This is a genomic window from Microbacterium sp. MMO-20 (genome assembly GCF_037147735.1).
Classification (GTDB): Bacteria; Actinomycetota; Actinomycetes; order Actinomycetales; family Microbacteriaceae; genus Microbacterium.
In genome coordinates, this window is the sequence record NZ_JBBCUU010000002.1 from 1 (window position 1) to 22,176 (window position 22,176).

A 22,176-nucleotide genomic window follows, 5' to 3' on the forward strand; every position below is an offset into this window, starting at 1 on the left:
CACACCCTGCACGAACACACAGAACCCGCCCGCCCCGAGCTCTACCTCACCGCCTGACCACCACCCACCCACAGGGAACAACGGAATGACACCACGCCACGGGACTTGACCCCGTTATGGCGGGATCTTGCGGCAATCTTGCGCTGTGCTCGCGGGTTTCTTGAGGTCCGCTCGGCAGAGTTGCACGTGCAGGTCGCTACGGCGGCTACCGGTGTCCTGAAGACGGCGACCCGAAAGACCGTCTTCAGGGTCTGACATCCGCTGGGGGGGTGTCAGACCCGCGGATGCCTCGAGTCGGGGGGCTCGAGGCATCCGCGGCTACGTCGCCCACTTCCGGATCGATCTCGAAGAAATCTTCGATTCTCTCTTCACTAGTTCGAAGATCTGTACTACAATGAAGTATGGACATCGACCCGCTCACCGGCATCGCGCAGGCCCTCGCCGCGCTCGCCGCCGCCGGTGGCGGCCGATCGCCCGAGTCTCTGACCGCCGGCGAACTGCTGCAGGTCAATGCCGCCTTCGGGGCGCTGAAGCGCCAGGTGGATGCCGCGTTCATGCCCGTCGCCGCGGAGATCGCGCGGCAGTCGCGCGCGGAGCTCGGTCGCGACTCCCTCGCGAAGAAGCAGGGCTTCCGTACGCCCGTCGCGTTGATCCAGGCGACGACGGGGTCGAGTGTCGGCGAGGCGATCAAGCTCGTCCAGGTCGGTGAGGCGACAGCGCCCCGCGCCTCGCTCACCGGCGAGACGCTCCCGCCGAAGCACCCGCACGTCGCCGCCGCGGTCGCCGCGTCGACGCTCAGCATCACGTCGTCGCACGCGATCGTCCGTCTGCTCGACCGACTCGCCGGGCGCGTGGATGCCGCGATGCTCGACGACGCGGAACGCGTGCTCGTGCGGCGCGCGCCGGGGCTGCGCGCCGACGAGTTGAGTCGCCTCCTCACGCACGCTGAAGCGGAACTCGACCCCGACGGCATCCTCCCGCGGCACGAGGAGCAGCGGGCGCAGCGCTTTCTCGAGATCGTCGAACGTGATGGGGCGATCCATCTCAACGCGATCTACGACATCGCCTCGGGAGCGCCGATCAAGGCGTTCATCGACGGGAGGGTGTCGTCGACTCTGCTCTCGAACGAGAACCGAGACGACGCCACCCGCGACGAACGATCAGTGCGACAGATGCGCGCGGACGCCCTCTCCGATCTCTGCGCTCACGGCATCGCGTGCGACGCCGTCCCGACCGGCGTCGGCGCCGCGATCGTGGTGCGGGTCACGCTCGACGAACTGCAGAGCGGCGTCGGCGCGGCATCCATCGACGGCATCGAGACGCCGGTTCCGGTGTCGGCGCTGCGGCAGCTCGCATGCGACCTGGGCGTGATCCCGTGGGTCATGGGCGGCGAATCCGAAGTGCTCGACTGGGGCAGGGTGAAGCGCAGCTTCACACCGGCGCAGAAGCGGGCGATCGCCGCCCGCGATCGGGGCTGCGCGTGCTGCGGCGCTCCCGTCGCCTGGACGCACGTGCACCACATCGAGTGGTGGTGCCATGACGGTCCCACCGACCTCGCCAACGGGCTTCTGCTCTGCAGTGCCTGCCATCATCGCCTGCACGACGACGGGTGGGAGGTGCGCATCGACGGTGTGGGTACAGCGGCGACCGTGTGGTTCCTGCCGCCACCCTGGATAGACCCGGACCGCGCGCCCCGCCCCTCCGCGAGTCAGCTGTGCACGCTTGCCGCATGAGCGCGTGGCCGCGCGCGTTGGCGCGTCTCGCTGAGCGGGTCTTCAGGGGCGCCTGACAGAATGCGGAGCATGGCGGGTGCGGCATCTTCGAGGCGGTCCTCCGCGAGGGCGCCGAAGCGCGGCGCCGGGGGATCGGCACGCCGCAGTTCGCCTCCCGCGCGCCCCACGACGAAGGCTCGCTCCGCCACCACCCCCCGCCGCACCCGCGGTCGCGCGAACACACCGCCTCGCCGTCGGAGGCTGACCGCGGCGCAGCGTCGGGCCCGCGCGCGTCGCCGGCGCATCGCGATCATCGTCGGCATCGCGACCGTGTCCGCGCTCGCCATCGCGCTCGTGGTGGCGGGAGCCCTGGGCATCCTGACCGCTCCGCGCGCCCTCGCGCCGCTGGCGAGCCCTCCCGCGGTCGCGGGATACACCGACGAGCAGCGCGACAACGCCGCCATCATCATGCGGGCGGGGCGCGACCTCGGCCTGTCGGTGCGCGACCAGGCCATCGGCGTCATGACCGCGCTCGGAGAGTCGTCGTTGCGCGTCATCGACTACGGCGACTGGGAGACGAGCGGCGTCACGAACCCCGATGGCACCCCCACGACATCGATCGGGCTGTTTCAGCAGCAGGATGGCTGGGGAACCCGCGACGAGCGCCTCGACGCCTACACCTCGGCCGTCCTCTTCTACCGCGCGATGGTCGCCCGGGTGCCCGATCGCGACACGCTCGCGCCGACGCTCGTCGCCCACCGCACGCAGATCAACCAGGACCCCGACCATTACACCCGCTACTGGCCGCTCGCCGTCGTTCTCATCGAGGAGATCTCGGGCCAGAGTTCGGGGCTCGATCCCGCCGCCGATCCCGCCGCCGATCCCGCCGCTGACCCCGGAAGATGAGAAGTCTCTCATCCAGCGCCACGGCGCCCGCCAATGCGCGATCATGAGAACGCTTCACGCGCCGCGGGCGATCCCAGCGCCGTCGCGGTCACGGTCGCTTCGCTGATGCCGGGGGGCTCAGCGAAGCGACCTTCTCTCTTCCGGCCGACCCTCTCCGGACGACTCGGGCAGATCCGGCGGCGCCGTCCGCGAACGGGCGAGCAGCTCGATGAACGCCGCCACGAGCATGCCGAGGCACGCCCCCGCCGTGTTCGCGATGATGTCGAGCACGCTCGGCGTCCGCGCGCTGAGCGCGATCGCCTGACCGCTCTCGAGCGTCACCGTCGCGACGAACGCGATCGGCAGCACGAGCCACCGCGCTTGCGGGAGGAGCACCGTCAGCAGCAGCCCCAGCGGCACGAACATCAGCACGTTCGCGCCGAACTCGATCCGCTCGTAGGTCGCCACGGGGAACACCGCGGTCACGGCGCGCAGCAGCGGTCCCGCGCCTGAGTCGACCGGCACCGGCCAGAAGCCGATCAGCGCGACGGCGACGCCGTAGGCGACGAGCCAGGCGCGCGCGTCGCGCCACCAGTGCGATGTCAAGTGCCGCTCCTCACCCTGCGAACTGCGACGGGTGTCTACACTGACAACTACTTGGGGAAGAGTATGGCAGAGCGCACATCACGACGTGCCACGGGAGTGGGGGCGGCCTATTGGAGTGCCGCGAGCAGCGGGCGCTTCTTCACGTGGTGGAGCGCGGCCGCCTCGTTCGCCGTCGCGTCGATCATCCTCGTGCCGGTCCAGGACGGCGGGGGAGCGGCCGCATACGGGCGGTCGGTGGTCGCGGCCGCCATCGGCTGGACGATCCTCGCCGTCCCGGTCGCGGGCGTCGCGATGCTCGAGCGGCGGCTGTCGGGCGCGCTCGCCCGCGGCGTGCTCATCACGATCACGCTCGTCGCCATCTCGGTCGCCCGCACCTTCGTCAACAGCGCGGTGCTCTCGGCGACGTTCGGCGACCTCTCGACCGGACCCATCGTCACGCGCATCCTCACGAACCTCCTCGCCGCCTTCGCCCTCTTTCCCGTCGTCGCGATCATCACCGAAGGCCGCAGGCGCACCCGTGCGATCACGGAACGGCTCGCCGCCGCACTCGACCGCCTGGATGCCGCGACCGCCGTCGCCGCCGACCGCGCGCGCGAGGCGACAGCGTCCGTCACCCGCATCGAGCGCGAGGTGCGCGCCGGCCGTGACGCGACACTCGCCGGGACCGTCGACTTCGACACGATGCGCGCTTTCTCCGAGCGGGTGCGGTCTGCCAGTCATGCACTGGAGGAGCAGGCGGCGTCCGCCGAACGGGCGCCGGCTCTCGCCGACGCCGGTGCCCCCGCGCTCGCAGCGGACACCCCTTCCGACGCGGGCGCCTCGGCTGTGGCCCTCCCGACCGTACGACGCCGTGCCCTGCGGCTCGCGCCGACACCCTTCCTCTGGGCGGGCATCCTCTACGCGCTGCTGTGCGTGCCGTTCGTCGTCTCGCTCCCCGGCAACATCCTCGGTGCGACCGTCGCGACGGCCGCAATCATCGTGATCGACCTCGTGGCGAACGCGGTACTCCGAAAGGTGCCGGAGCGCGTGCTGCCCGCCGCCTTCATCATCGTGTGGCTGCTCGCCGGCGCCGGCGCCGCGGCGATCGCCCACCTTCTCCTCCCCGAGCACGGCCCGCTCATGTACGTGCCGGCCGTCGCCCTGCCCGCCGTCGCGATCGTTCTCGCACTCGCCCTCGACGCGCATCGATCGGTGAGAGAAGAGGAGGAGCGATCCACGCGCGAGCTCGCGAAAGCGGCTGCCGACTTCGCGGTCGAGTCGGCCCGCGCTCCCGAGCAGCTGCGTCACGCGGCATCGATGCTGCACGGCCGAATCCAGGGCCGCTGCGTCATCTTCGCGGCGCTCGCCGATGAGCACCCGCCCACCGCGGACGACATCGCCCGCTTCCGCGACGAGACCGACACGGCCCTCGATGAGCTTCTCCCCGCGCACGACACTCCTCCGTCGGGAGGCTTCGACCGCATGCTCGCCGGCTGGCGTCCCCTCATGGACCTCGACACGCGCATCGCGGATGCCGCGGCATCCGCCATCGCCGATGCGGGCGACGGCTCCGTGTTCACCGAAGTCGTCAACGAAGCCCTCGTCAACGCCGTCAAGCATTCCGGTGCCCGGGCCGCGCGCATCGAGATCACGATGGGTGACAGCGACGAGATGTTCGTGCGGGTCGCCGCGCCCGGGCGCCTGCCGCGCGCCGTCATGCAGACGCGTTCGTTCACGGGGCGGACGCTCCTCTTCCAGGACGGCGACGATGTCGTGCTGGAAGCGGCGGTCCCCGCGACCGGAGCAACGGTCAACGCCTGACACGCCGCCCACCGCGGCACTATGCTCGGCGATGCCGAAAGAGATGCTGCCGGTGGTCGACAAACCCGCGATCCAGTACGTCGTCGAAGAGGCGGTGGCGGCCGGCATCCGCGACGTCCTCATCATCGTCGGGCGCAACAAGAGCGCGATCGACAACCGCAGGAAGCACTGCTCGCACGGTAAGCTCTCTCTGTCGTAGCGCCGCCCCCCACATTCAGGCGCTACGGCATTCACGAACCCCCGGTAGTGTCCCCACGCGACCGGAGCGGCCGACGACCCCCCGCGTGCGGCCGCAGCTCGGGGGGTCGGCGCTCCGCGTCGGCCTCCCGAGTCTCCCTGGGGGTCTCCTCGACGGCGTGAGCATCGCCCGGCGTTTTGGCCGTGGCATCCCGATGCCGTAGACTCTCCCTTTGGTGTCTGCTGCCTGCGGCCGGCATCGCGAACGTGAGCCCTCCACTGGCGTGTTTCGTCCGGCATCCGCCGAGGAAACCACCCCGGAGTGGGATTCACGAACCTCTCCGTTCGAATCAAGAAAGCAGCACTACTGTGACGCGCACCTACACCCCCAAGGCCGGTGAAGTGACCCGTGAGTGGGTCGTCATCGATGCGACCGACGTCGTTCTCGGACGCCTCGCCTCGCACGCCGCCACGATCCTCCGTGGCAAGAACAAGCCCACCTTCGCGAACCACATCGACACCGGTGACTTCGTGATCGTCATCAACGCCGAGAAGGTGGCGCTGACGGGCCAGAAGCTCCAGAAGAAGATGGCGTACCGCCACTCGGGCTACCCGGGCGGCCTCACGGCAACCTCCTACGCCGAGCTCCTCGAGAAGAACCCGGTCCGCGCCGTCGAGAAGGCGATCCGCGGCATGCTCCCCAAGAACAGCCTGGGTCGCCAGCAGCTGTCGAAGCTGAAGGTCTACGTCGGTGCCGAGCACCCGCACGCTGCCCAGCAGCCCACCCCCTACACCTTCGACCAGGTCGCCCAGTAAGCGCCGCTTCGAACCAGGAACTCAAGGAAAAGAACATGGCGAAGATCGCTGACTCCATCGAAGAGACCCCCGAGTCCTACACCACCGAGAGCGCGGCCGCCCCGGCCGAGTCCGCTCCCCGTCCGGTGCTGTCCGTCCCCGGTGCCGCCGTCGGCCGCCGCAAGCAGGCCATCGCGCGCGTCCGCCTGGTCCCCGGCTCCGGCGTCATCACGGTGAACGGCCGCGAGTTCGAGGACTACTTCCCGAACAAGCTGCACCAGCAGCTCATCACCGACCCGTTCACGCTGCTCGACCTCACGGGTGCGTACGACGTGATCGTCCGCATCTCGGGCGGCGGCCCCTCGGGCCAGGCCGGCGCGCTGCGCCTCGGCATCGCCCGCGCCCTCAACGAGATCGACGCCGAGAACAACCGCCCGGCGCTCAAGAAGGCGGGCTTCCTCTCGCGCGACGCTCGCGTCATCGAGCGCAAGAAGGCCGGTCTCAAGAAGGCCCGCAAGGCTCCGCAGTACTCGAAGCGCTGATCGGCACCGACCGAATGGCACTGTTCGGAACGGATGGTGTGCGGGGCCTCGCAAACGGCTCCCTCACCGCCGAACTGGCGCTCACCCTGGCCCAGGCGACCGCGGTCGTCCTGGGCCAGGGCCGTATCGCCGAAGCACGCAAGGCCGCAGGCAAGCGGCTCACCGCGGTCGTCGCGCGCGACCCGCGCATCTCGGGGCAGTTCCTCAGCGCGGCCGTCGAGGCGGGTCTGGCCTCTTCGGGCGTCGACGTGCTGGATGCCGGCACCCTCCCGACCCCCGCTGCCGCGTTCCTCATCGACGACATCGACGCCGATTTCGGAGTCATGATCTCGGCGTCCCACAATCCCGCGCCCGACAACGGGATCAAGATCTTCGCGCGCGGGGGCGTCAAGCTCCCCGACGTCGTCGAGCAGCGCATTGAAGAGGCCATGACGGGGCCGAAGCTCCAGCCGACGGGCGGCGCCGTCGGGCGTGTGGTGCGCTTCTCGGATGCCGAGGATCGCTACGTCATCCACCTCCTCGCGTCACTGCCGCACCGGCTCGACGGCCTCCACGTCGTCGTCGACTGCGCCCACGGCGCGGCCTCCGGCGTCTCGCCGGAGACCTTCCGCAACGCGGGCGCCAAGGTCACCGTCATCGGCGCCGACCCCGACGGTCTCAACATCAACGACGGCGTCGGATCGACCCACCTCGACAAGCTCGCCGCCGAGGTCGTCCGCACGGGCGCCGACGTCGGCATCGCCCACGACGGCGACGCCGACCGGTGTCTCGCCGTCGATGCCGAGGGGCGCATCGTCGACGGCGATCAGATCATGGCGATCCTCGCCGTCTCGATGAAGGAGCGCGGCGTGCTGAGCGACGACACCCTCGTCGCGACGGTCATGAGCAATCTCGGCCTGCATCGCGCGATGGCGGCACACGGCATCCGCGTCGAGACGACGGCCGTCGGCGACAGATACGTGCTCGAGCGCATGAACGAGGGCGGCTTCTCCCTCGGGGGTGAGCAGTCGGGGCACGTCATCATGAGCCGGTTCGCGACGACGGGCGACGGCCTGCTCACGGGCCTGCACCTCGCGGCCGAGATGGCGCGCACCGGGCGAAGCCTCGCCGACCTGGCCGCCGTCATGACCGTCTTCCCGCAGTCGCTCGTCAACGTCCGCGGTGTCGAGCGCTCGCGCGCCACCGACGCCGACGTGCTGGCCGCCGTGCGCGTGGCCGAGACGGCCCTCGGCGACAGCGGACGGGTGCTCCTGCGCCCCTCGGGCACGGAGCCCATGGTGCGCGTCATGGTCGAGGCGGCCTCGCAGGCCGACGCCCAGCGCATCGCCGACGAACTCGCCGACATCGTCCGCGGGTGAGGGTCCGCGGGTGAGGGTGTGCGGCTGACGCGTCTGCCGCGTCTGCCGCGTCTGCCGCGCCAGCCGGAGGCCGCGTTACGCGCGTGTAAAACGTCGTCACGTGCACTGGCCGCGGGGGAGTGCTGCCCCTAACGTGGGCCCTGCGCTCGCGTCACCCGAGAGGTCCACCCCCGACGGCCGAACCCCCGACTCGGATGGCGAAGTTGCACGGGGTACCGTGGCCCCTCCGTCATGATGACGGGCATCGCCCATCCCCCCAACGGCGACGCCCCCGACGGAGGGGTCACGCCCGGTCAGTCGGGCTCGGACCAGCTGAGGCTCTCGATGTAGCGCAGCAGGACGCCCTCGCGCAGAGCCCACGGGCTCACCTCGAGCTCGTCGACGTCGAGCACCGTCATCGCGGTGTGCAGGACGATCGCCGCCGCAACGATCTGGAACGTGCGATCGGCGGTGATGCCCGGCAGTTCCTGGCGGGCGGATGCCGGCAGGCGCGCGAGCCGCGGTATCCACGAGCCGAGCGCGTGGCGCGGCAGGAGCATCCGCTCCGTGCCCGACCACCCCGGCACGGGGTAGCCGGCGAGCTTCGCGAGCGAGCGGATCGCCTTCGACGAGCCGACGACGTGGTTCGGCTTGGGCTGGCCGGTCATGAGCTGCGCGACCGGCTCGAGCGTCGTGCGCGCGTGCGCGCGCAGCTGCTCCGCGGCATCCTCGCCCGGCGGGTCCTGCGGCAGGAATTCGACCGTCGCGCGCCCCGCGCCGAGCGGCACGGATGCCGCGACGTCGGGCAGTTCGTCGCTGCCGGCCGCGACCTCGAGCGAGCCGCCGCCGATGTCGAAGAGGAGGATCTGCCCCGGCGACCAGCCGAACCAACGGCGGACGGCGAGGAACGTGAACCGCGCCTCGCTCTCGCCGCCGAGCACCTGCAGGTCTTGACCGAGCGCCGCCTCGATGCGGGCGATCACGTCGGCGCCGTTCGTCGCCTCGCGGACGGCGCTCGTCGCCGTGGCCAGCAGCTCGACGACGTTCTCGGCCTCCGCCGTCGCGCGGGCCTGCGTGACGGCATCCACGAGAGCCGCGACGCCCTGCTCGCTGATCGATCCGTCGGGCTCGAGGTAGCGCATGAGGCGGAGCACCGTGCGCTGGCTCGTCGTGCCGAGCGGGCGGCCGCCGGGGTGCACGTCGGCGACGAGCAGATGGACGGTGTTGGATCCGATGTCGAGGACTCCCAGGCGCACGTGTCGAGAGTAGCGCCAGTAGAGTGGGCGCGATGTCCACCGATGAGGAGCTCGAACGAGCAGGCGGCGCCGAGGGCGCGGCGGAAGCCGAGGCGCCGGCGACGGCGCTCGACCCGCTGCTGTACCGCGAAATCGACCGCGCCGAGTGGGCGGCGCTCGCCCCCGGCATCCCCTCGCCCCTCACCGAAACCGAGGTCGTGCAGCTGCGCGGCATCGGCGATCGTCTCGACCTCACCGAGGTGCGCGAGGTGTACCTGCCGCTCAGCCGACTGCTCTCGACGTACGCCGAGAACACGAAGCGCCTCGGTGTCGAGACGTCGGCCTTCCTCGGTGAGCAGGACACGACGACCCCGTTCGTCGTCGCGGTGGCCGGTTCGGTCGCGGTCGGCAAGTCGACGATCGCGCGCCTCCTGCGCGAGCTCATGAGCCGCTGGCCGGGCACGCCCCGGGTCGAACTCGTCACGACGGACGGGTTCCTCTACTCCAACGCCGAGCTCGAACGGCGCGGGCTCATGGACCGCAAGGGCTTTCCGGAGTCGTACGACCGGCGCGCGCTCGTCCGGTTCCTCACCGACGTGAAATCGGGCGCGGCGGAGGCGCGCGCCCCGTTCTACTCGCACGTGCGATACGACATCGTGCCCGACGCGCACGTGACGGTCCGCCGCCCCGATGTCGTCATCGTCGAGGGGCTGAACGTCCTCTCACCGCCGCCAAGCCCGCACGAGGTCGCCGTCAGCGACCTCTTCGATTTCTCGATCTACGTGGATGCCGAGCCGGGCGACATCGCGCAGTGGTACGTCGACCGCTTCCTCGCGCTGCGCCAGGGCGCCTTCAGCAACCCGAGCTCGTTCTTCAACGTGTTCGCGGAGCTGTCGGATGCCGAAGCGGTCGAGCGCGCGCTCGGCTTCTGGGACGCCATCAACCTGCCGAACCTGCGCGAGAACGTCGAGCCGACCAAGCACCGCGCAACGCTCGTGCTGAGGAAGGCCGCCGACCACGCCGTCGAGACGGTGCTGCTCCGCAAGCTGTGAGGGTGCCCTCGTTCGCGCCGAGGGTGCCCTCGTAGCGGCGGGCTAATGCACCCTCGCGGGGAACGAATGCACCCTCGGGGTTTGTGAGGGCGCCGCGCAAAAGGGCGCGGCTACGCTGGGACCCATGTGTGGAATCGTCGGATACGTAGGCCCGCGCGACAGCCAGGCCATCCTCCTCGCCGGGCTCGCCCGCCTCGAGTACCGCGGCTACGACTCCGCCGGCATCGCCGTCATCGATCCCCGCGGCGACCTCGACATGCGCAAGCGTGCGGGCAAGCTCCAGGTGCTGCGCGACGACCTCGCCGCTCACCCGATGCCGGACGGCACGACGGGCATCGGGCACACACGCTGGGCGACCCACGGCGGACCCACCGACGTGAACGCGCACCCCCACCTCGCCGACGACGACCGCCTCGCGGTGATCCACAACGGCATCATCGAGAACTTCGCCGAGCTCAAGGCCGAGCTCGTCTCGCTCGGCTACACGTTCCGCTCCGAGACCGACACCGAGGTCGCCGCCGTGCTGCTCGGGCACGAGTACCGGGCATCCGGCGACCTCGTCACCGCGTTCCGTGCCGTCGTCCGCCGTCTCGAAGGCGCGTTCACGCTTCTCGCGATGCACCAGGACGAGCCCGGGCTCGTCGTCGGCGCCCGCCGCAACTCGCCGCTCGTCATCGGGCTCGGCGAGGGCGAGAACTTCCTCGGCTCCGACGTCGCGGCCTTCGTCGAGCACACGCGCAACGCCCTCGCCATCGGGCAGGACGAGATCGTCGCCATCACGCCCGAGGGCGTCACGATCACCGACTTCGACGGCAACGCCGTCGAGGCCTCTCCCTTCGAGGTGGTGTGGGATGCCTCTGCCGCCGAGAAGGGCGGCTGGTCCTCGTTCATGGCGAAGGAGGTCTCGGAGGAGCCCGAAGCCGTCGCCAACACGATCCGCGGGCGCGTGCAGGATGGCCAGGTCGTCATCCCCGAGCTCGACGGACTCGATGATCTCTTCACCGGCATCCGACGCATCATCGTCATCGCCTGCGGCACCGCGGCTTACGCGGGCCAGACGGGTGCGTACGCCATCGAGCAGTGGACGCGCATCCCGGTGTCGGTCGAGCTCGCGCACGAATTCCGCTACCGCGACCCGGTCATCGGCGACGACACGCTCGTCGTATCGATCAGCCAGTCCGGCGAGACGATGGACACGCTCATGGCCGTGAAGTACGCCGGCGAGCAGGGTGCCAAGACGCTCTCGATCTGCAACACGCAGGGTGCGACGATCCCGCGCGAATCGGATGCCGTGATCTACACCCACGCGGGGCCCGAGGTCGCCGTGGCATCCACAAAGGCGTTCGTCGCCCAGATCACGGCGCTGTACCTCCTCGCCCTGCACGTCGCGCGCGTGCGCGGCTCGATCCCTGCCGCCGAGGCGGCCGACCACGTGCGCGAGCTCGAGGCCGTACCGGGCAAGATCTCGTGGGTGCTCGAGAAGGAGCAGGCCCACATCGAGCAGTTCTCGCGCTGGATGGCCGACACGCAGTCGGTCCTCTTCCTCGGCCGCCACGTCGGGTACCCGATCGCCCTCGAGGGTGCGCTGAAGCTCAAGGAGATCAGCTACATCCACGCCGAGGGCTTCGCCGCCGGGGAGCTCAAGCACGGCCCCATCGCGCTCATCGAGCCCGGCCAGCCGGTGTTCGTCCTCGTGCCCTCGCCGCGCGAATCGGCGGAGCTGCACAAGAAGGTCGTGTCGAACATCCAGGAGATCCGCGCGCGCGGCGCCCGCGTCATCGTCGTCGCCGAAGAGGGGGATGCCGCCGTGCTGCCCTTCGCCGACGAGGTGCTGCGCATTCCGCTGGCGGGCCCGTTCTTCGAGCCGCTGCTCGCGGTCGTGCCGCTGCACATCTTCGCGATGGGCCTCGCGACGGCGAAGGGGCTCGACGTCGATCAGCCCCGCAACCTCGCGAAGTCCGTCACCGTCGAGTAGGGCGCCGGTAGGCTGGATGCCGTGATCGTCGGCATCGGCGTCGACATCGTCGACATCCCCCGCTTCGAGCGGTCGCTCGCGCGCACGCCGCGCCTCCTCGACCGCATCTTCACGGCCGCCGAGCGCGGGCTGAGACCGCACTCGCTCGCCGCCCGGTATGCCGCGAAGGAGGCGCTCATCAAAGCCCTCGGCGGCTCGGACGGCGTGCACTGGACCGACATCGAGGTCGCCTCGGAGCCGGCGGGGAGGCCCGTGTTCAGCCTGTCCGGCGAGACCGATGCCACCGTGGCATCCCGCGGGATCACGGCGCTCCACCTCTCGCTCAGCCACGACGCGGGGCTCGCGACCGCGTACGTCGTCGCGGAATCGCTCACAGAGCCACGCGCCGACGCCTCACCTGCCGATGAGGGGGCCCGCGCATGACCCGTCTGCCTGCAGGCACGATGCGCGAGGCGCTCATCGACACCGACGCGATCGCCGACAACGTCCGCCATGCGCGCCGCCTCACGTCCTCCGACGTGATCGCCGTCGTCAAGGCGGACGGCTACGGCCACGGCGCGGTGCGCTCCGCCGTCGCGGCGCTCGCAGGAGGCGCGAACCGCCTCGGGGTCGCTGACATCGGCGAAGCGCTGGCGCTGCGCCGCGCCGGCATCGACGCACCGATCCTCGCGTGGCTGCACGCCCCCGGGGCATCCTTCACCGATGCTGTCGCGCACGGGATCGAGCTCGGCATCTCGAGTCTCGACCAACTCGCGGCGGCGGCAGCGGCGGCCTCGGCCGCCCGTCCCGCGCTCGTGCAGCTCAAGGTCGAGACGGGCCTCGGCCGCAACGGCCTCGCGCCCGGCGATCTGCCGGCCGCGTTCGCCGAGGCCGCGCGGCTCGAACGCATCGGCAAGCTGCGCGTCGTCGGCATCTTCAGCCACCTCTCCAACACCAGCGACGCCGACGACCGCGCCGCCCTCGCGCGCTTCCACGAGGCGCTCGCGCTCGCCGCGCGCCTCGGTCTCACCCCCGCGCTCACGCACATCGCCGCCTCCCACGCCGCGCTCGCGCTGCCCGACGCGCGGCTCGGCTGCGTGCGCCTCGGCATCGCGATGTACGGGCTGTCGCCGTTCGCGGATCGCACCTCCGCCGACCTCGGGCTCCGTCCCGCCATGACTCTTCGCGCGGCCGTCGCCGCCGTGCGGCGCGTGCCCGCCGGTCAGGGCGTGTCGTACGGGTACACGCATCGGACCGACGGCGAGACGACGCTCGCTCTCGTGCCGCTCGGCTACGCCGACGGGGTGCCGCGGGCGGCCTCCGGCGCCGCCGCCGTCCGCATCGGGGGTGCGTCCTTTCCCGTCGCCGGGCGCATCGCGATGGACCAGTTCGTCGTCGATGTGGGCGATCTCCCGGTTTCCGTGGGCGACGAAGCCGTCCTGTTCGGCGACCCGACCCTCGGGATGCCGCCCGTCGAAGCCTGGGCGGATGCCGCGGGCACCATCAACTACGAGATCGTCACCCGCATCGGCCCCCGCGTGCCTCGCCGCGAGGCGGCCCCGTGAGCAGCTCCACCGCCGGCGGCGCGGGCGAGTGCCCCGTGAGCGGCGTACCGTATTCAGTCTCCGCGCCCGCGGCACGAGCGGCCGTCCGCGGAAACACGCGGAATGGCCGCCGAGCGCCGCGCGTTGGGACTGAATTGTGAACGCGACACAGCCCGCACTCCCGACGCCGGGCCTCGACGCCTTCGTCGGGGAGCACGAGATCGCCGATCCCGCGGCGATGGAGGAACTCGGACGGCGCTTCGGCGCGGCCCTGCGCCCGGGCGACCTCGTCGTGCTGACCGGGCCCCTCGGGGCCGGAAAGACGACGCTCACGCGCGGCATCGCGGCATCCCTCGATGTCCGCGGGCGTGTGCAGAGCCCGACGTTCGTCATCGCGCGCACCCACCCCGCGCTCGGCGACGGGCCCGCGCTCGTGCACGTCGACGCCTACCGGCTCGGCACCGACGGCGAGCTGGACGATCTCGACATCGACTTCGCGCGCTCCGTCGTCGTCGCGGAGTGGGCGGCGCCGTTCGCCGCCGCCGTCGCAGACACGTGGTGGGAGGTCGAGATCGACCGCGGCTGGTCGGGCACGGGCCTCGACACCGCGTGCGGCACCGCCGGTCCCCACGTGGCGGACATGGAGGATGCCGCGCCCCGGCGCGTCCGCGTCTCGCGCCGCCCCTGACGTGCCGTCGCCATGGCGGCCCTCGGCCTCCGCGGACGTGACAGGCTTGAGGCATGACTGTTCCCGAGATCACCCTCAACGACGGCCACACGATCCCGCAGCTCGGCTACGGCGTCTTCAAGGTCGACCCCGCCGAGACGGAGCGCCTCGTCTCGACGGCGCTCGAAGTGGGCTACCGCCACATCGACACCGCCGCGATCTACGGCAACGAGGAGGGCGTCGGCCGGGCGATCGCCGCGAGCGGCATCCCGCGCGACGAGCTCTTCATCACGACGAAGCTCTGGAACAGCGAGCAGGGCACCGATAAGCCGCGCGCGGCGATCGAGACGAGCCTCGACAAGCTGGGCCTCGACCACGTCGACCTGTACCTCATCCACTGGCCGCGTCCCGATCAGGATCTGTACGTCGACACGTGGCGCCAGCTGGAGACGTTCCGCGGTGAGGGACTGACCCGCTCGATCGGAGTGTCGAACTTCCACCGCCCGCACCTCGAGCGCCTGCTCGCCGAGACCGAGACGGTGCCCGCCGTCGACCAGCTGGAGCTGCACCCCGCGTTCGCGCAGCGCGAGCTCCGCGCATTCGGCGCCGACCACGGCATCCACATCGAGGCGTGGGGGCCGCTCGGCCAGGGCAAGTACGACCTGTTCGGTGAGAAGGCCGTCGCCGACGCGGCCGACGCGCACGGTGTGACCCCCGCGCAGGTCGTGCTGCGCTGGCACCTCGACCACGGCATCATCGTCTTCCCGAAGTCGTCCACCCCCGAGCGGATCGCGCAGAACTTCGACGTCTTCGGCTTCGAGCTCACTCCGGACGAGGTCGCGGCGATCGACGCGATCGACCGCGGGCAGCGCGTCGGGTCGGATCCCGACACCGCGACGTTCTGACGTCGGCCGGCGGGGTGCGCCGCGCCGGTACCCTGGAGGGTGTGATCCTCGGCATCGACACCTCTCTCGGTACGGCGGTCGCCGTGGTCGAGTCCGACGGGGTCGTGCGGGCCGAGGCATCCAGCGACAATCCGCTGGGGCACGCCGAGGCGATCGGCGGGCTGCTCCAGACAGCACTGGCGGATGCCGCGCACGGAGCGATCGGGCAGACCGGCGCCCCCGAGCGGGTCGCCCTCACGCACGTCGCGGCGGGCATGGGTCCCGGGCCGTTCACGGGCCTGCGCGTCGGGATCGCCGCCGCGCGCGCCTTCGCCCTCGGCCGTGGCCTGCCGGTCGTCGCCGTCCCGAGCCACGATGCGGCCGCCCTCGGGATCGTCCTCGGGCAGGCGCTCGCGGATCCCTTCGGCGAGCCGGCCCGCTTCGCCGTCGTCACCGACGCGCGTCGTCGCGAGTTCGCGTACTCGATCTTCGACGGTCTCGACGACGACGGCATCCCGGTGCGCGTCGCGGGCCCTGCGCTGGCGCCGCGCGCCGACGTCGACGGCGTGCTCGCGGCGGTCGGCGCCGTGCGCCACGACGTGACCACGATCTCTGCGGCGATGGTCGCGGCCCTCGCCGGGCGGGCGCTCGCCGCCGGACGCGAGCTGACCGGCCCCGAGCCGCTCTACCTGCGCGCGCCCGATGTGACGCTGCCGGCGGGACCCAAGCGGGTGGGCGCATGACCCTGCGCGACGCGACCCCCGACGACCTCGACGCCATCATGGCGATCGAGCGCGCCTCGTTCCCGACCGACGCCTGGAGCGACGCCATGATGCAGGGCGAGCTCGCCTCGCCGCACGGCCGCTACCTCGTCGACGTCGAGGCGGGTCGCGTCGTCGGCTACGGCGGCGTGCGGGCGGTGCAGGGCGCGGCGGATGCCGATGTGCAGACGATCGCGATCGCCGCGTCTGCGCGGGGGCGCGGCCGCGGACGCGCGCTCCTCCGCGCGCTCGCCGAGGAGGCGCGCCGTCGCGGCGCGCGCGAGCTGTTCCTCGAGGTGCGCGCCGACAACCCGGTCGCCGCGGCACTCTACCGCTCGGAAGGGTTCGCCGAGATCGGCCGTCGCCCGCGGTACTACCAGCCCGACGATGTCGACGCGATCGTCATGACGCTCGATCTGCGGGCGTGGGCGGCAGCCGCGGCATCCAGCGCCGCCGATGCGGGGGTGTGCACATGACCCGCACCGAACCCCTCGTCCTCGGCATCGAGACGAGCTGCGACGAGACGGGCATCGGCATCGTGCGCGGTCGCACACTGCTGTCGAACACGATCGCGAGCTCCATGGACGAGCACGCCCGCTACGGCGGCGTCGTGCCCGAAGTCGCCGCCCGCGCGCACCTCGAAGCGCTGCAGCCCGCGATCGAGGCCGCCGTCGCAGAGGCCGGCATCGCCCTCGACGAGCTGGACGCCGTCGCCGTGACGAGTGGTCCGGGGCTGGCGGGCGCGCTCATGGTCGGGGTCGGCGCGGCGAAAGCGCTCGCGGTGAGCCTCGACAAGCCGCTCTACGCCGTCAACCACCTCGTGGGGCACATCGCCGCCGACATCCTCACCGGCGACGAGGTCGAGTATCCGACCGTGGCGCTCCTCGTCAGCGGCGGGCACACGTCGCTGCTCCTCGTGCGCGACCTCGTCTCCGACGTCGAGCTGCTCGGTGAGACCCTCGACGACGCGGCGGGGGAGGCGTTCGACAAGATCGCGCGCATCCTCGGCCTGCCCTACCCCGGAGGCCCCGAGATCGATCGTGCGGCGGCGTCGGGTGACCCGGCCGCGATCCGGTTCCCGCGCGGCCTCACCCGGGCATCCGACATGGCCGAGCATCGCTACGACTTCTCCTTCTCGGGGCTGAAGACCGCCGTCGCGCGCTGGGTCGAGCAGGCGGAGGCCTCAGGCGCCCCCGTGAACACGGCCGACGTCGCGGCATCCTTCCGCGAGGCGGTCGTCGACGTGCTCGTGACGAAGGCGCTGGATGCCTGCGACCGCCACGGCGTGCCGCGGTTGCTCCTCGGCGGCGGCGTCATCGCGAATCGCCGTCTGCGCGAGGTCGCCCTCGACCGTGCCGCCGCCGCCGGCGTCGCCGTGCGGATCCCGCCGCTCAGCCTCTGCACCGACAACGGCGCCATGATCGCCGCGCTCGCCGCGCAGCTGGTCGCGTCGGGGCACGCGCCGTCGACGCTCGCGTTCGGCGCCGACTCGACGCTGCCCGTCACCGAGATCCAGGTCGCCCGGGAGCACGCGTGAGCGGCCCCGCCGAGCACGGTCAGCCGGGCATCCCGGAGCCTCCGTCGAGATCGGTGGATGCCGCCGGCATGGCCCCGTCGGAGGACATCGCCGCCGCGGAGACGGCCGCTCTCCCCGGGGCGCACCGCGGCGGGTTCCAGCGCGAGTTCACCGAGCCGGTACCCATCACCGCGACGGTGCGCACCGAACCCGAGCTCGACGCCGCACCGGACATGCACGCTGCCGCCGATATCCGCTGGGCACCGGCATCCGGCCCGATGCCGCGCAGCGCCGGGTGGGCGCTCTTCTTCGGCATCGCCGGACTCGCGGTGTCGCTGCTGGTCGGGTGGGGCTTCCTCATCGGCCTGCTCGGGATCGGCCTCGCCATCGCCGCGCTGCGCCGCCCGTGGGAGTCGCGTGCGCTCGCCGTCTGGGCGCTATGCCTCAGCGTCGTCTCGCTCGTCTACAGCGCCGGCTGGCTGTGGTGGGCCTCGACGCAGGGTCCGCTCTTCGGCTGACCCGCCTCGGAGAGGTCAGAGCCGGTCGGCGAGGAGCGTCAGTCGGCGGTCACCGACCCGCGTCACGATGAGCGTCGCCGACGCGCTGCCGCGGAGCTTCAGTTTCGTCCGCAGTGTCGCGGGGTCGATGTCGACGCCGCGCTTCTTGATCTCGAGCGTGCCGATGCCGCGCTCACGCAGCGCGCGCGCGAGCGCTTTGACGTCGTTCGGCAGCTGCTCGCGGATGCGGAAGCTCTGGACGAACGGGCTCGACACCGGGGCGTCCGAGGTGAGGTACGCGATCTTCTCGTCGATCATGCCGGCGCCGAGGGTGCGGGCGACGTCGCCGATCAGTCGCGCGCGGATGACGGCGCCTTCGGGCTCGTGCAGGTATTCGCCGAGCGCGCGCACGTTGGCATCCGGCGCATCGGCGTCGGCCGTGAGCTCCGCCGCGGCGCCGCCGCGCACGACGAGCGCCGCGCGACTGATGCCGGGGCGGGCGAGCACGCCCGTCCAGACGACGAGTTCGATCGTCGCGCCGTCGACCGAGATCCACTGCGTTTCGACGTGACCGGCTTCCGTCGGTACGAGGGACCGATCGAACGCGGGGCCGAGCTTGATGCCCGCCGGCAGCTGCGCGGCGAGGCCCCACACCCAGTCGAGCGGGGGCGACCACTCGCCGGCGCCCAGACGCGTCGTATCGCCGTGGCCGGCCGTCCGGCGGGCAGGGTCGAGCCAGACCGCCTCGATGCCCGCGAGGTCGACGTCCTGCGCACGGGCATGGCGCACGCGCACGGCGTCGCCGAACGGTGCGAGGTTGTACGCGGCGAGGGCGGCGGTGACCTCGTCTGCGTCGACGGCGAGCACGTCGAGCCCGATCCCCGCGAGCGCAAGCGCGTCGCCGCCGATCCCGCAGCCGAGGTCGGCGACGGCGCGGATGCCGGCGTCGCGGAAGCGACCCGCGTGGGATGCCGCGATCTCGAGCCGCGTCGCCTGCTCGAGCCCCGACCGCGTGAAGAGCATCCGATCGGCGAACGCGCCGAACTTCGCGCGCGCTCGCGTGCGCAGTCGCGCCTGACCGACCGCCGCCGCGACGAGCTCGGGTGCGCGACCGGCCGACCGCAGCCGTGACACGGCCGCGGCGACGTCGTCGGTCGAGTCGAGCGCTCCGAGCTCGTCGATCAGGCGCAGGCCCTCGGGGGTGAGGAGGGCGGTGAGCTCGGCGAGATCCATCCGCCCAGCCTAGGCGCGCGCGGCGAACCCCGTCTCGGTCGGGCGTGCGGGGGAGGAGGGGGCAGGAGGGAGGAGGAGAAGAAAAGTTGGGATGGCTGGCACTCGCGTTGCACGAGTGCCAGCCGCGCTCTAGACTTGCCATTAGCACTCCGACCCATCGGGTGCTAATCAGTCTTTTCAGTGACAACGGCAATACGCCACGCCAGAAAGAGGTAAACCGTGTCGGTTTCCATCAAGCCGCTCGAGGACCGCATCGTCATCAAGCAGGTCGAGGCCGAGCAGGTCACGTCCAGCGGTCTCGTCATCCCCGACACCGCCAAGGAGAAGCCCCAGGAGGGCGAGGTCGTGGCGGTGGGCCCCGGCCGCGTCGACGACAACGGCAACCGCGTGCCGCTCGACGTCGCCGTCGGCGATCGCGTCCTCTACTCGAAGTACGGCGGCACCGAGGTGAAGTTCGGCGCCGACGAGTACCTCGTGCTCTCCGCGCGCGACGTCCTCGCGGTCGTCGTCCGCTGATCTCAGCCTGACGAAGGGTCCGGATGCCTCGGCATCCGGACCCTTTGTCGTTCCCGCGGCGCTGGTTGGCAGTCGCGCGACGACCGCATCCTGTCAGGACCGTCATAGAGTGAGACTCATGACACCCGAGGAGACGAAGCGCCAGGAGTCCCTCGGCGGCGTGTACGCGTTCGCGGCGTACTTCCTCTGGGGCTTCATGCCCCTCTACTTCATCCTGCTGGCGCCCATCGGGCCGTGGGAGATCGTCGTCTGGCGGATCCTCTTCTCGCTCGTCTTCTGCGCGATCCTGCTGACCGTCACCCGCACATGGCCGAAGCTCATCGCGATCCTCCGCGACCGCCGGCTTGTCTTCTGGACGATCGTTGCCGGCCTGCTGATCTACGTGAACTGGCAGGTGTTCCTCCTCGGCATCCTCACCGGGCACGTCATCGAGGGGAGCCTGGGCTACTTCATCAACCCGATCGTGACGGTGCTGCTGGGTGTCCTCGTCCTCGGCGAGAAGCTCCGCACAGCGCAGTGGGTCGCGATCGCGTTCGCCGCCCTCGCCGTCGTCGTCATCATCGTGGCGTACGGCTCGTTCCCCTGGATCGCGCTGACGCTCGCGGCATCCTTCGGCACCTACGGTCTCGTCAAGAAGCAGATCGGGCCGAGCGTGGATGCCATCAGCGGCCTCACTCTCGAGTCGCTGTGGCTCACGCCGATCGCGATCGTGCAGCTCATCGTCGTGGCCTCGACGACCGGGCTCGTCTTCGGCACGCAGGGCGCGGGGCACACGGCACTCGTCACCCTCGCCGGTGTCGTCACCGCCGTGCCGCTGCTGCTGTTCGCCGCCGGCGCGCGACGGGCCCCGCTCACGGTGATCGGCCTGCTGCAGTTCGTCGCCCCGATCATGCAGTTCCTGACGGGCTGGTGGATCCTCGGCGAGCCCATGCCGCTCGAGCGCTGGATCGGCTTCGCGCTCGTCTGGGTGGCGCTCGTGCTCCTCAGTGTCGACTCGCTGCGCCACGCGCGACGAGCACGGACGGCGGGCGACGTCGGAGAACTCGTCTGATCGACCGTTATCGCACCGTGACCCTCATGTGACACACCGTTAACGCATTGCAACATTGCGGAGACCTCCGCCCTATTAGGTTTGACCCACTGGCGCGGCACCCCGAGTCCGCACCGTGTTTCATTCACAGCAAGGAGCAACATGAGCGTCTTCACACGTTCGGGTGCGGGAAAGCTCGTCGGCGCCATCGCCGTCGGTGCCGTCAGCGCCCTCCTTCTCGCCGGCTGCGCCGGCGGCGGAGGGTCGACCACGCCCAGTGAGAGCACGGGTCCCGCGGAGGACCTGACTCTCAAGATCGGCAGCGTGCTGCCCCAGACCGGTAGCCTCGCCTTCCTCGGCCCGCCCGAAGAGGCCGGTGTGCTGCTCGCTGTCAACGAGGTCAACGAGGCCGCGAAGGGCATCACGATCGACTTCACCCCGGGTGACTCGGGTGACGCCGACAACAAGGCCTTCGAGACGACGGTGCCCAAGCTCCAGAACGCGGGCGTGTCCGCGATGATCGGTGCGGCGGCATCGGGCGTGACGAAGCTGTTCCTCGACTCGAACGTCGCGGCCGGCATCATCACCTTCTCGCCCGCCAACACGTCGCCCGACTTCACGACGTGGGATGACGACAACCTCTACTGGCGCACCGCTCCGAGCGACCTGCTCCAGGGCGAGGTGCTGGCCAACCTCATCGCCGAGGACGGCCACAAGAACATCGGCATCATCTACCAGAACGACGCCTACGGCACGGGCCTCTACGGCGTCGTCAAGAAGGTCTTCGAATCGACCGGCGGTTCGGTCGTCGCCGAGGCCTCCTACAACGACGGTGACAGCTCGTTCGACGCGCAGGTCGCGACGATCGCGGCGGCCAAGCCGGATGCCGTCGTGCTCATCACGTTCGACCAGTTCGCGACGATCGCGCCGCTGCTGGTGAACGCGGGCCAGGAGGCGAAGAACTTCTACCTCGTCGACGGAAACCTCAAGCAGTGGGGGACGCAGGTCTCCGTCTCGCTCGAGGGCGCGAAGGGCACGACGCCCGGACCGGTGCTCGAGGACGACTTCAAGGAGCGCCTGAACACCGCCTGGACCGACGCGGGCAACGCCGCGCTCGAGGACTACTCCTACGCGGCCGAGTCGTACGACGCCGTCGTCCTGCTCGCGCTCGCGTCGCTGGCGTCGGGCTCGACGACCGGCAAGGACATCGCCGGCAAGCTGCAGGAGGTCTCCGGCGGCTCGGGTGACGGTAAGAAGTGCACCTCGTTCTCGGAGTGCGCCGACATCATCATCGGAGGCGGCGTGGCCGACTACGACGGCTACTCCGGACCGGTCACGTTCGACGAGAACGGCGACCCGACGCAGGCATCGATCGGTATCTTCCAGTTCGGTGCCGACAACATGCACACCCGCGTCGACACCCGCTGACGCAC

Annotated in this window: 22 protein-coding genes and 1 pseudogene; 20 read left to right on the forward strand and 3 right to left on the reverse strand. The window is 71.0% G+C overall.

The window, feature by feature from the left end:
- Positions 1–401: 401 nt before the first annotated feature.
- Complete coding sequence (locus WFI52_RS03670) at positions 402–1,733, forward strand: HNH endonuclease (RefSeq protein ID WP_336626073.1); 1,332 nt, start codon at positions 402–404, stop codon at positions 1,731–1,733.
- A 309-nt stretch (positions 1,734–2,042) separates the two neighbouring features.
- Positions 2,043–2,618 (forward strand): peptidase M23, encoded by a 576-nt coding sequence (locus WFI52_RS03675; RefSeq protein ID WP_336626072.1) that lies wholly within the window; start codon positions 2,043–2,045, stop codon positions 2,616–2,618.
- Positions 2,619–2,735: 117 nt separating this feature from the next.
- On the opposite strand, the gene WFI52_RS03680 is transcribed toward WFI52_RS03675, so the two are convergent.
- Entirely contained in the window at positions 2,736–3,203 is a 468-nt protein-coding gene (locus WFI52_RS03680) for a VanZ family protein (protein ID WP_336626071.1), read from the reverse strand.
- Between the two features lie 63 nt (positions 3,204–3,266).
- Between WFI52_RS03680 and WFI52_RS03685 the strand changes: the two genes are divergently transcribed.
- The 5 genes and pseudogenes from WFI52_RS03685 (at position 3,267) to glmM (ending at position 7,875) form a co-directional block, all read left to right on the forward strand.
- The gene (locus tag WFI52_RS03685) at positions 3,267–5,003 is read left to right on the forward strand and encodes an ATPase (protein ID WP_336626070.1); all 1,737 of its coding nucleotides are present in this window, start codon (positions 3,267–3,269) and stop codon (positions 5,001–5,003) included.
- Between the two features lie 28 nt (positions 5,004–5,031).
- Positions 5,032–5,160 (forward strand): annotated as a pseudogene (locus tag WFI52_RS03690) (UTP--glucose-1-phosphate uridylyltransferase); the annotation flags it as partial.
- Positions 5,161–5,549: 389 nt separating this feature from the next.
- Entirely contained in the window at positions 5,550–5,996 is a 447-nt protein-coding gene (rplM, locus tag WFI52_RS03695) for a 50S ribosomal protein L13 (RefSeq protein ID WP_292863160.1), read from the forward strand.
- Positions 5,997–6,031: 35 nt separating this feature from the next.
- Positions 6,032–6,517, forward strand: coding sequence for a 30S ribosomal protein S9 (gene rpsI / locus WFI52_RS03700; RefSeq protein WP_336626069.1), 486 nt, complete (start codon positions 6,032–6,034; stop codon positions 6,515–6,517).
- A 14-nt stretch (positions 6,518–6,531) separates the two neighbouring features.
- Positions 6,532–7,875 (forward strand): phosphoglucosamine mutase, encoded by a 1,344-nt coding sequence (glmM, locus tag WFI52_RS03705; protein ID WP_336626068.1) that lies wholly within the window; start codon positions 6,532–6,534, stop codon positions 7,873–7,875.
- Between the two features lie 293 nt (positions 7,876–8,168).
- Here the strand turns inward: glmM and WFI52_RS03710 are convergent, their stop codons facing one another.
- Complete coding sequence (locus WFI52_RS03710) at positions 8,169–9,110, reverse strand: Ppx/GppA phosphatase family protein (protein WP_336626067.1); 942 nt, start codon at positions 9,108–9,110, stop codon at positions 8,169–8,171.
- A gap of 32 nt (positions 9,111–9,142) precedes the next feature.
- Here WFI52_RS03710 and coaA point away from each other — a divergent pair, with 32 nt between their 5' ends.
- From coaA to WFI52_RS03760, 10 genes are all read left to right on the forward strand, one after another.
- Positions 9,143–10,141, forward strand: a complete 999-nt coding sequence (gene coaA, locus WFI52_RS03715; protein WP_336626066.1) for a type I pantothenate kinase — start codon at positions 9,143–9,145, stop codon at positions 10,139–10,141.
- A 124-nt stretch (positions 10,142–10,265) separates the two neighbouring features.
- Positions 10,266–12,116: a glutamine--fructose-6-phosphate transaminase (isomerizing) gene (glmS, locus tag WFI52_RS03720; RefSeq protein WP_336626065.1), complete on the forward strand. Its 1,851-nt coding sequence runs from the start codon at positions 10,266–10,268 to the stop codon at positions 12,114–12,116.
- A 21-nt stretch (positions 12,117–12,137) separates the two neighbouring features.
- Complete coding sequence (locus tag WFI52_RS03725) at positions 12,138–12,539, forward strand: holo-ACP synthase (protein ID WP_336626064.1); 402 nt, start codon at positions 12,138–12,140, stop codon at positions 12,537–12,539.
- Positions 12,536–13,660, forward strand: a complete 1,125-nt coding sequence (alr, locus tag WFI52_RS03730; RefSeq protein ID WP_336626063.1) for an alanine racemase — start codon at positions 12,536–12,538, stop codon at positions 13,658–13,660. The genes WFI52_RS03725 and alr overlap by 4 nt, the downstream gene beginning before the upstream one ends.
- 217 nt (positions 13,661–13,877) lie before the next feature.
- Positions 13,878–14,327, forward strand: a complete 450-nt coding sequence (locus tag WFI52_RS03735) for a tRNA (adenosine(37)-N6)-threonylcarbamoyltransferase complex ATPase subunit type 1 TsaE (RefSeq protein WP_442927699.1) — start codon at positions 13,878–13,880, stop codon at positions 14,325–14,327.
- 53 nt (positions 14,328–14,380) lie between these two features.
- On the forward strand, positions 14,381–15,211 hold the full coding sequence (locus WFI52_RS03740) for an aldo/keto reductase (RefSeq protein WP_336626062.1): 831 nt from the start codon (positions 14,381–14,383) through the stop codon (positions 15,209–15,211).
- Between the two features lie 41 nt (positions 15,212–15,252).
- Positions 15,253–15,933, forward strand: coding sequence for a tRNA (adenosine(37)-N6)-threonylcarbamoyltransferase complex dimerization subunit type 1 TsaB (gene tsaB / locus WFI52_RS03745; RefSeq protein ID WP_336626061.1), 681 nt, complete (start codon positions 15,253–15,255; stop codon positions 15,931–15,933).
- Positions 15,930–16,427: a ribosomal protein S18-alanine N-acetyltransferase gene (gene rimI / locus WFI52_RS03750; RefSeq protein ID WP_336626060.1), complete on the forward strand. Its 498-nt coding sequence runs from the start codon at positions 15,930–15,932 to the stop codon at positions 16,425–16,427. Before tsaB ends, rimI begins: the two co-directional genes overlap by 4 nt.
- Complete coding sequence (gene tsaD, locus WFI52_RS03755; RefSeq protein ID WP_336626059.1) at positions 16,424–17,488, forward strand: tRNA (adenosine(37)-N6)-threonylcarbamoyltransferase complex transferase subunit TsaD; 1,065 nt, start codon at positions 16,424–16,426, stop codon at positions 17,486–17,488. The genes rimI and tsaD overlap by 4 nt, the downstream gene beginning before the upstream one ends.
- A complete protein-coding gene (locus tag WFI52_RS03760; RefSeq protein ID WP_336626058.1) occupies positions 17,485–17,985 on the forward strand; it encodes a hypothetical protein in 501 nt (166 codons plus the stop codon). Before tsaD ends, WFI52_RS03760 begins: the two co-directional genes overlap by 4 nt.
- Positions 17,986–18,000: 15 nt before the next feature.
- Here the strand turns inward: WFI52_RS03760 and WFI52_RS03765 are convergent, their stop codons facing one another.
- Positions 18,001–19,197, reverse strand: coding sequence for a class I SAM-dependent methyltransferase (locus WFI52_RS03765; RefSeq protein WP_336626057.1), 1,197 nt, complete (start codon positions 19,195–19,197; stop codon positions 18,001–18,003).
- A gap of 219 nt (positions 19,198–19,416) precedes the next feature.
- Here WFI52_RS03765 and groES point away from each other — a divergent pair, with 219 nt between their 5' ends.
- From groES to WFI52_RS03780, 3 genes are all read left to right on the forward strand, one after another.
- Positions 19,417–19,713 carry a co-chaperone GroES gene (gene groES, locus WFI52_RS03770; RefSeq protein ID WP_292863205.1) on the forward strand — a complete coding sequence of 99 codons (297 nt, stop codon included), beginning with the start codon at positions 19,417–19,419 and terminating at the stop codon, positions 19,711–19,713.
- Between the two features lie 118 nt (positions 19,714–19,831).
- Positions 19,832–20,764, forward strand: coding sequence for an EamA family transporter RarD (gene rarD, locus WFI52_RS03775; protein WP_336626056.1), 933 nt, complete (start codon positions 19,832–19,834; stop codon positions 20,762–20,764).
- Positions 20,765–20,905: 141 nt separating this feature from the next.
- Complete coding sequence (locus tag WFI52_RS03780; protein ID WP_336626055.1) at positions 20,906–22,171, forward strand: ABC transporter substrate-binding protein; 1,266 nt, start codon at positions 20,906–20,908, stop codon at positions 22,169–22,171.
- The last annotated feature ends 5 nt before the right edge of the window (positions 22,172–22,176 follow it).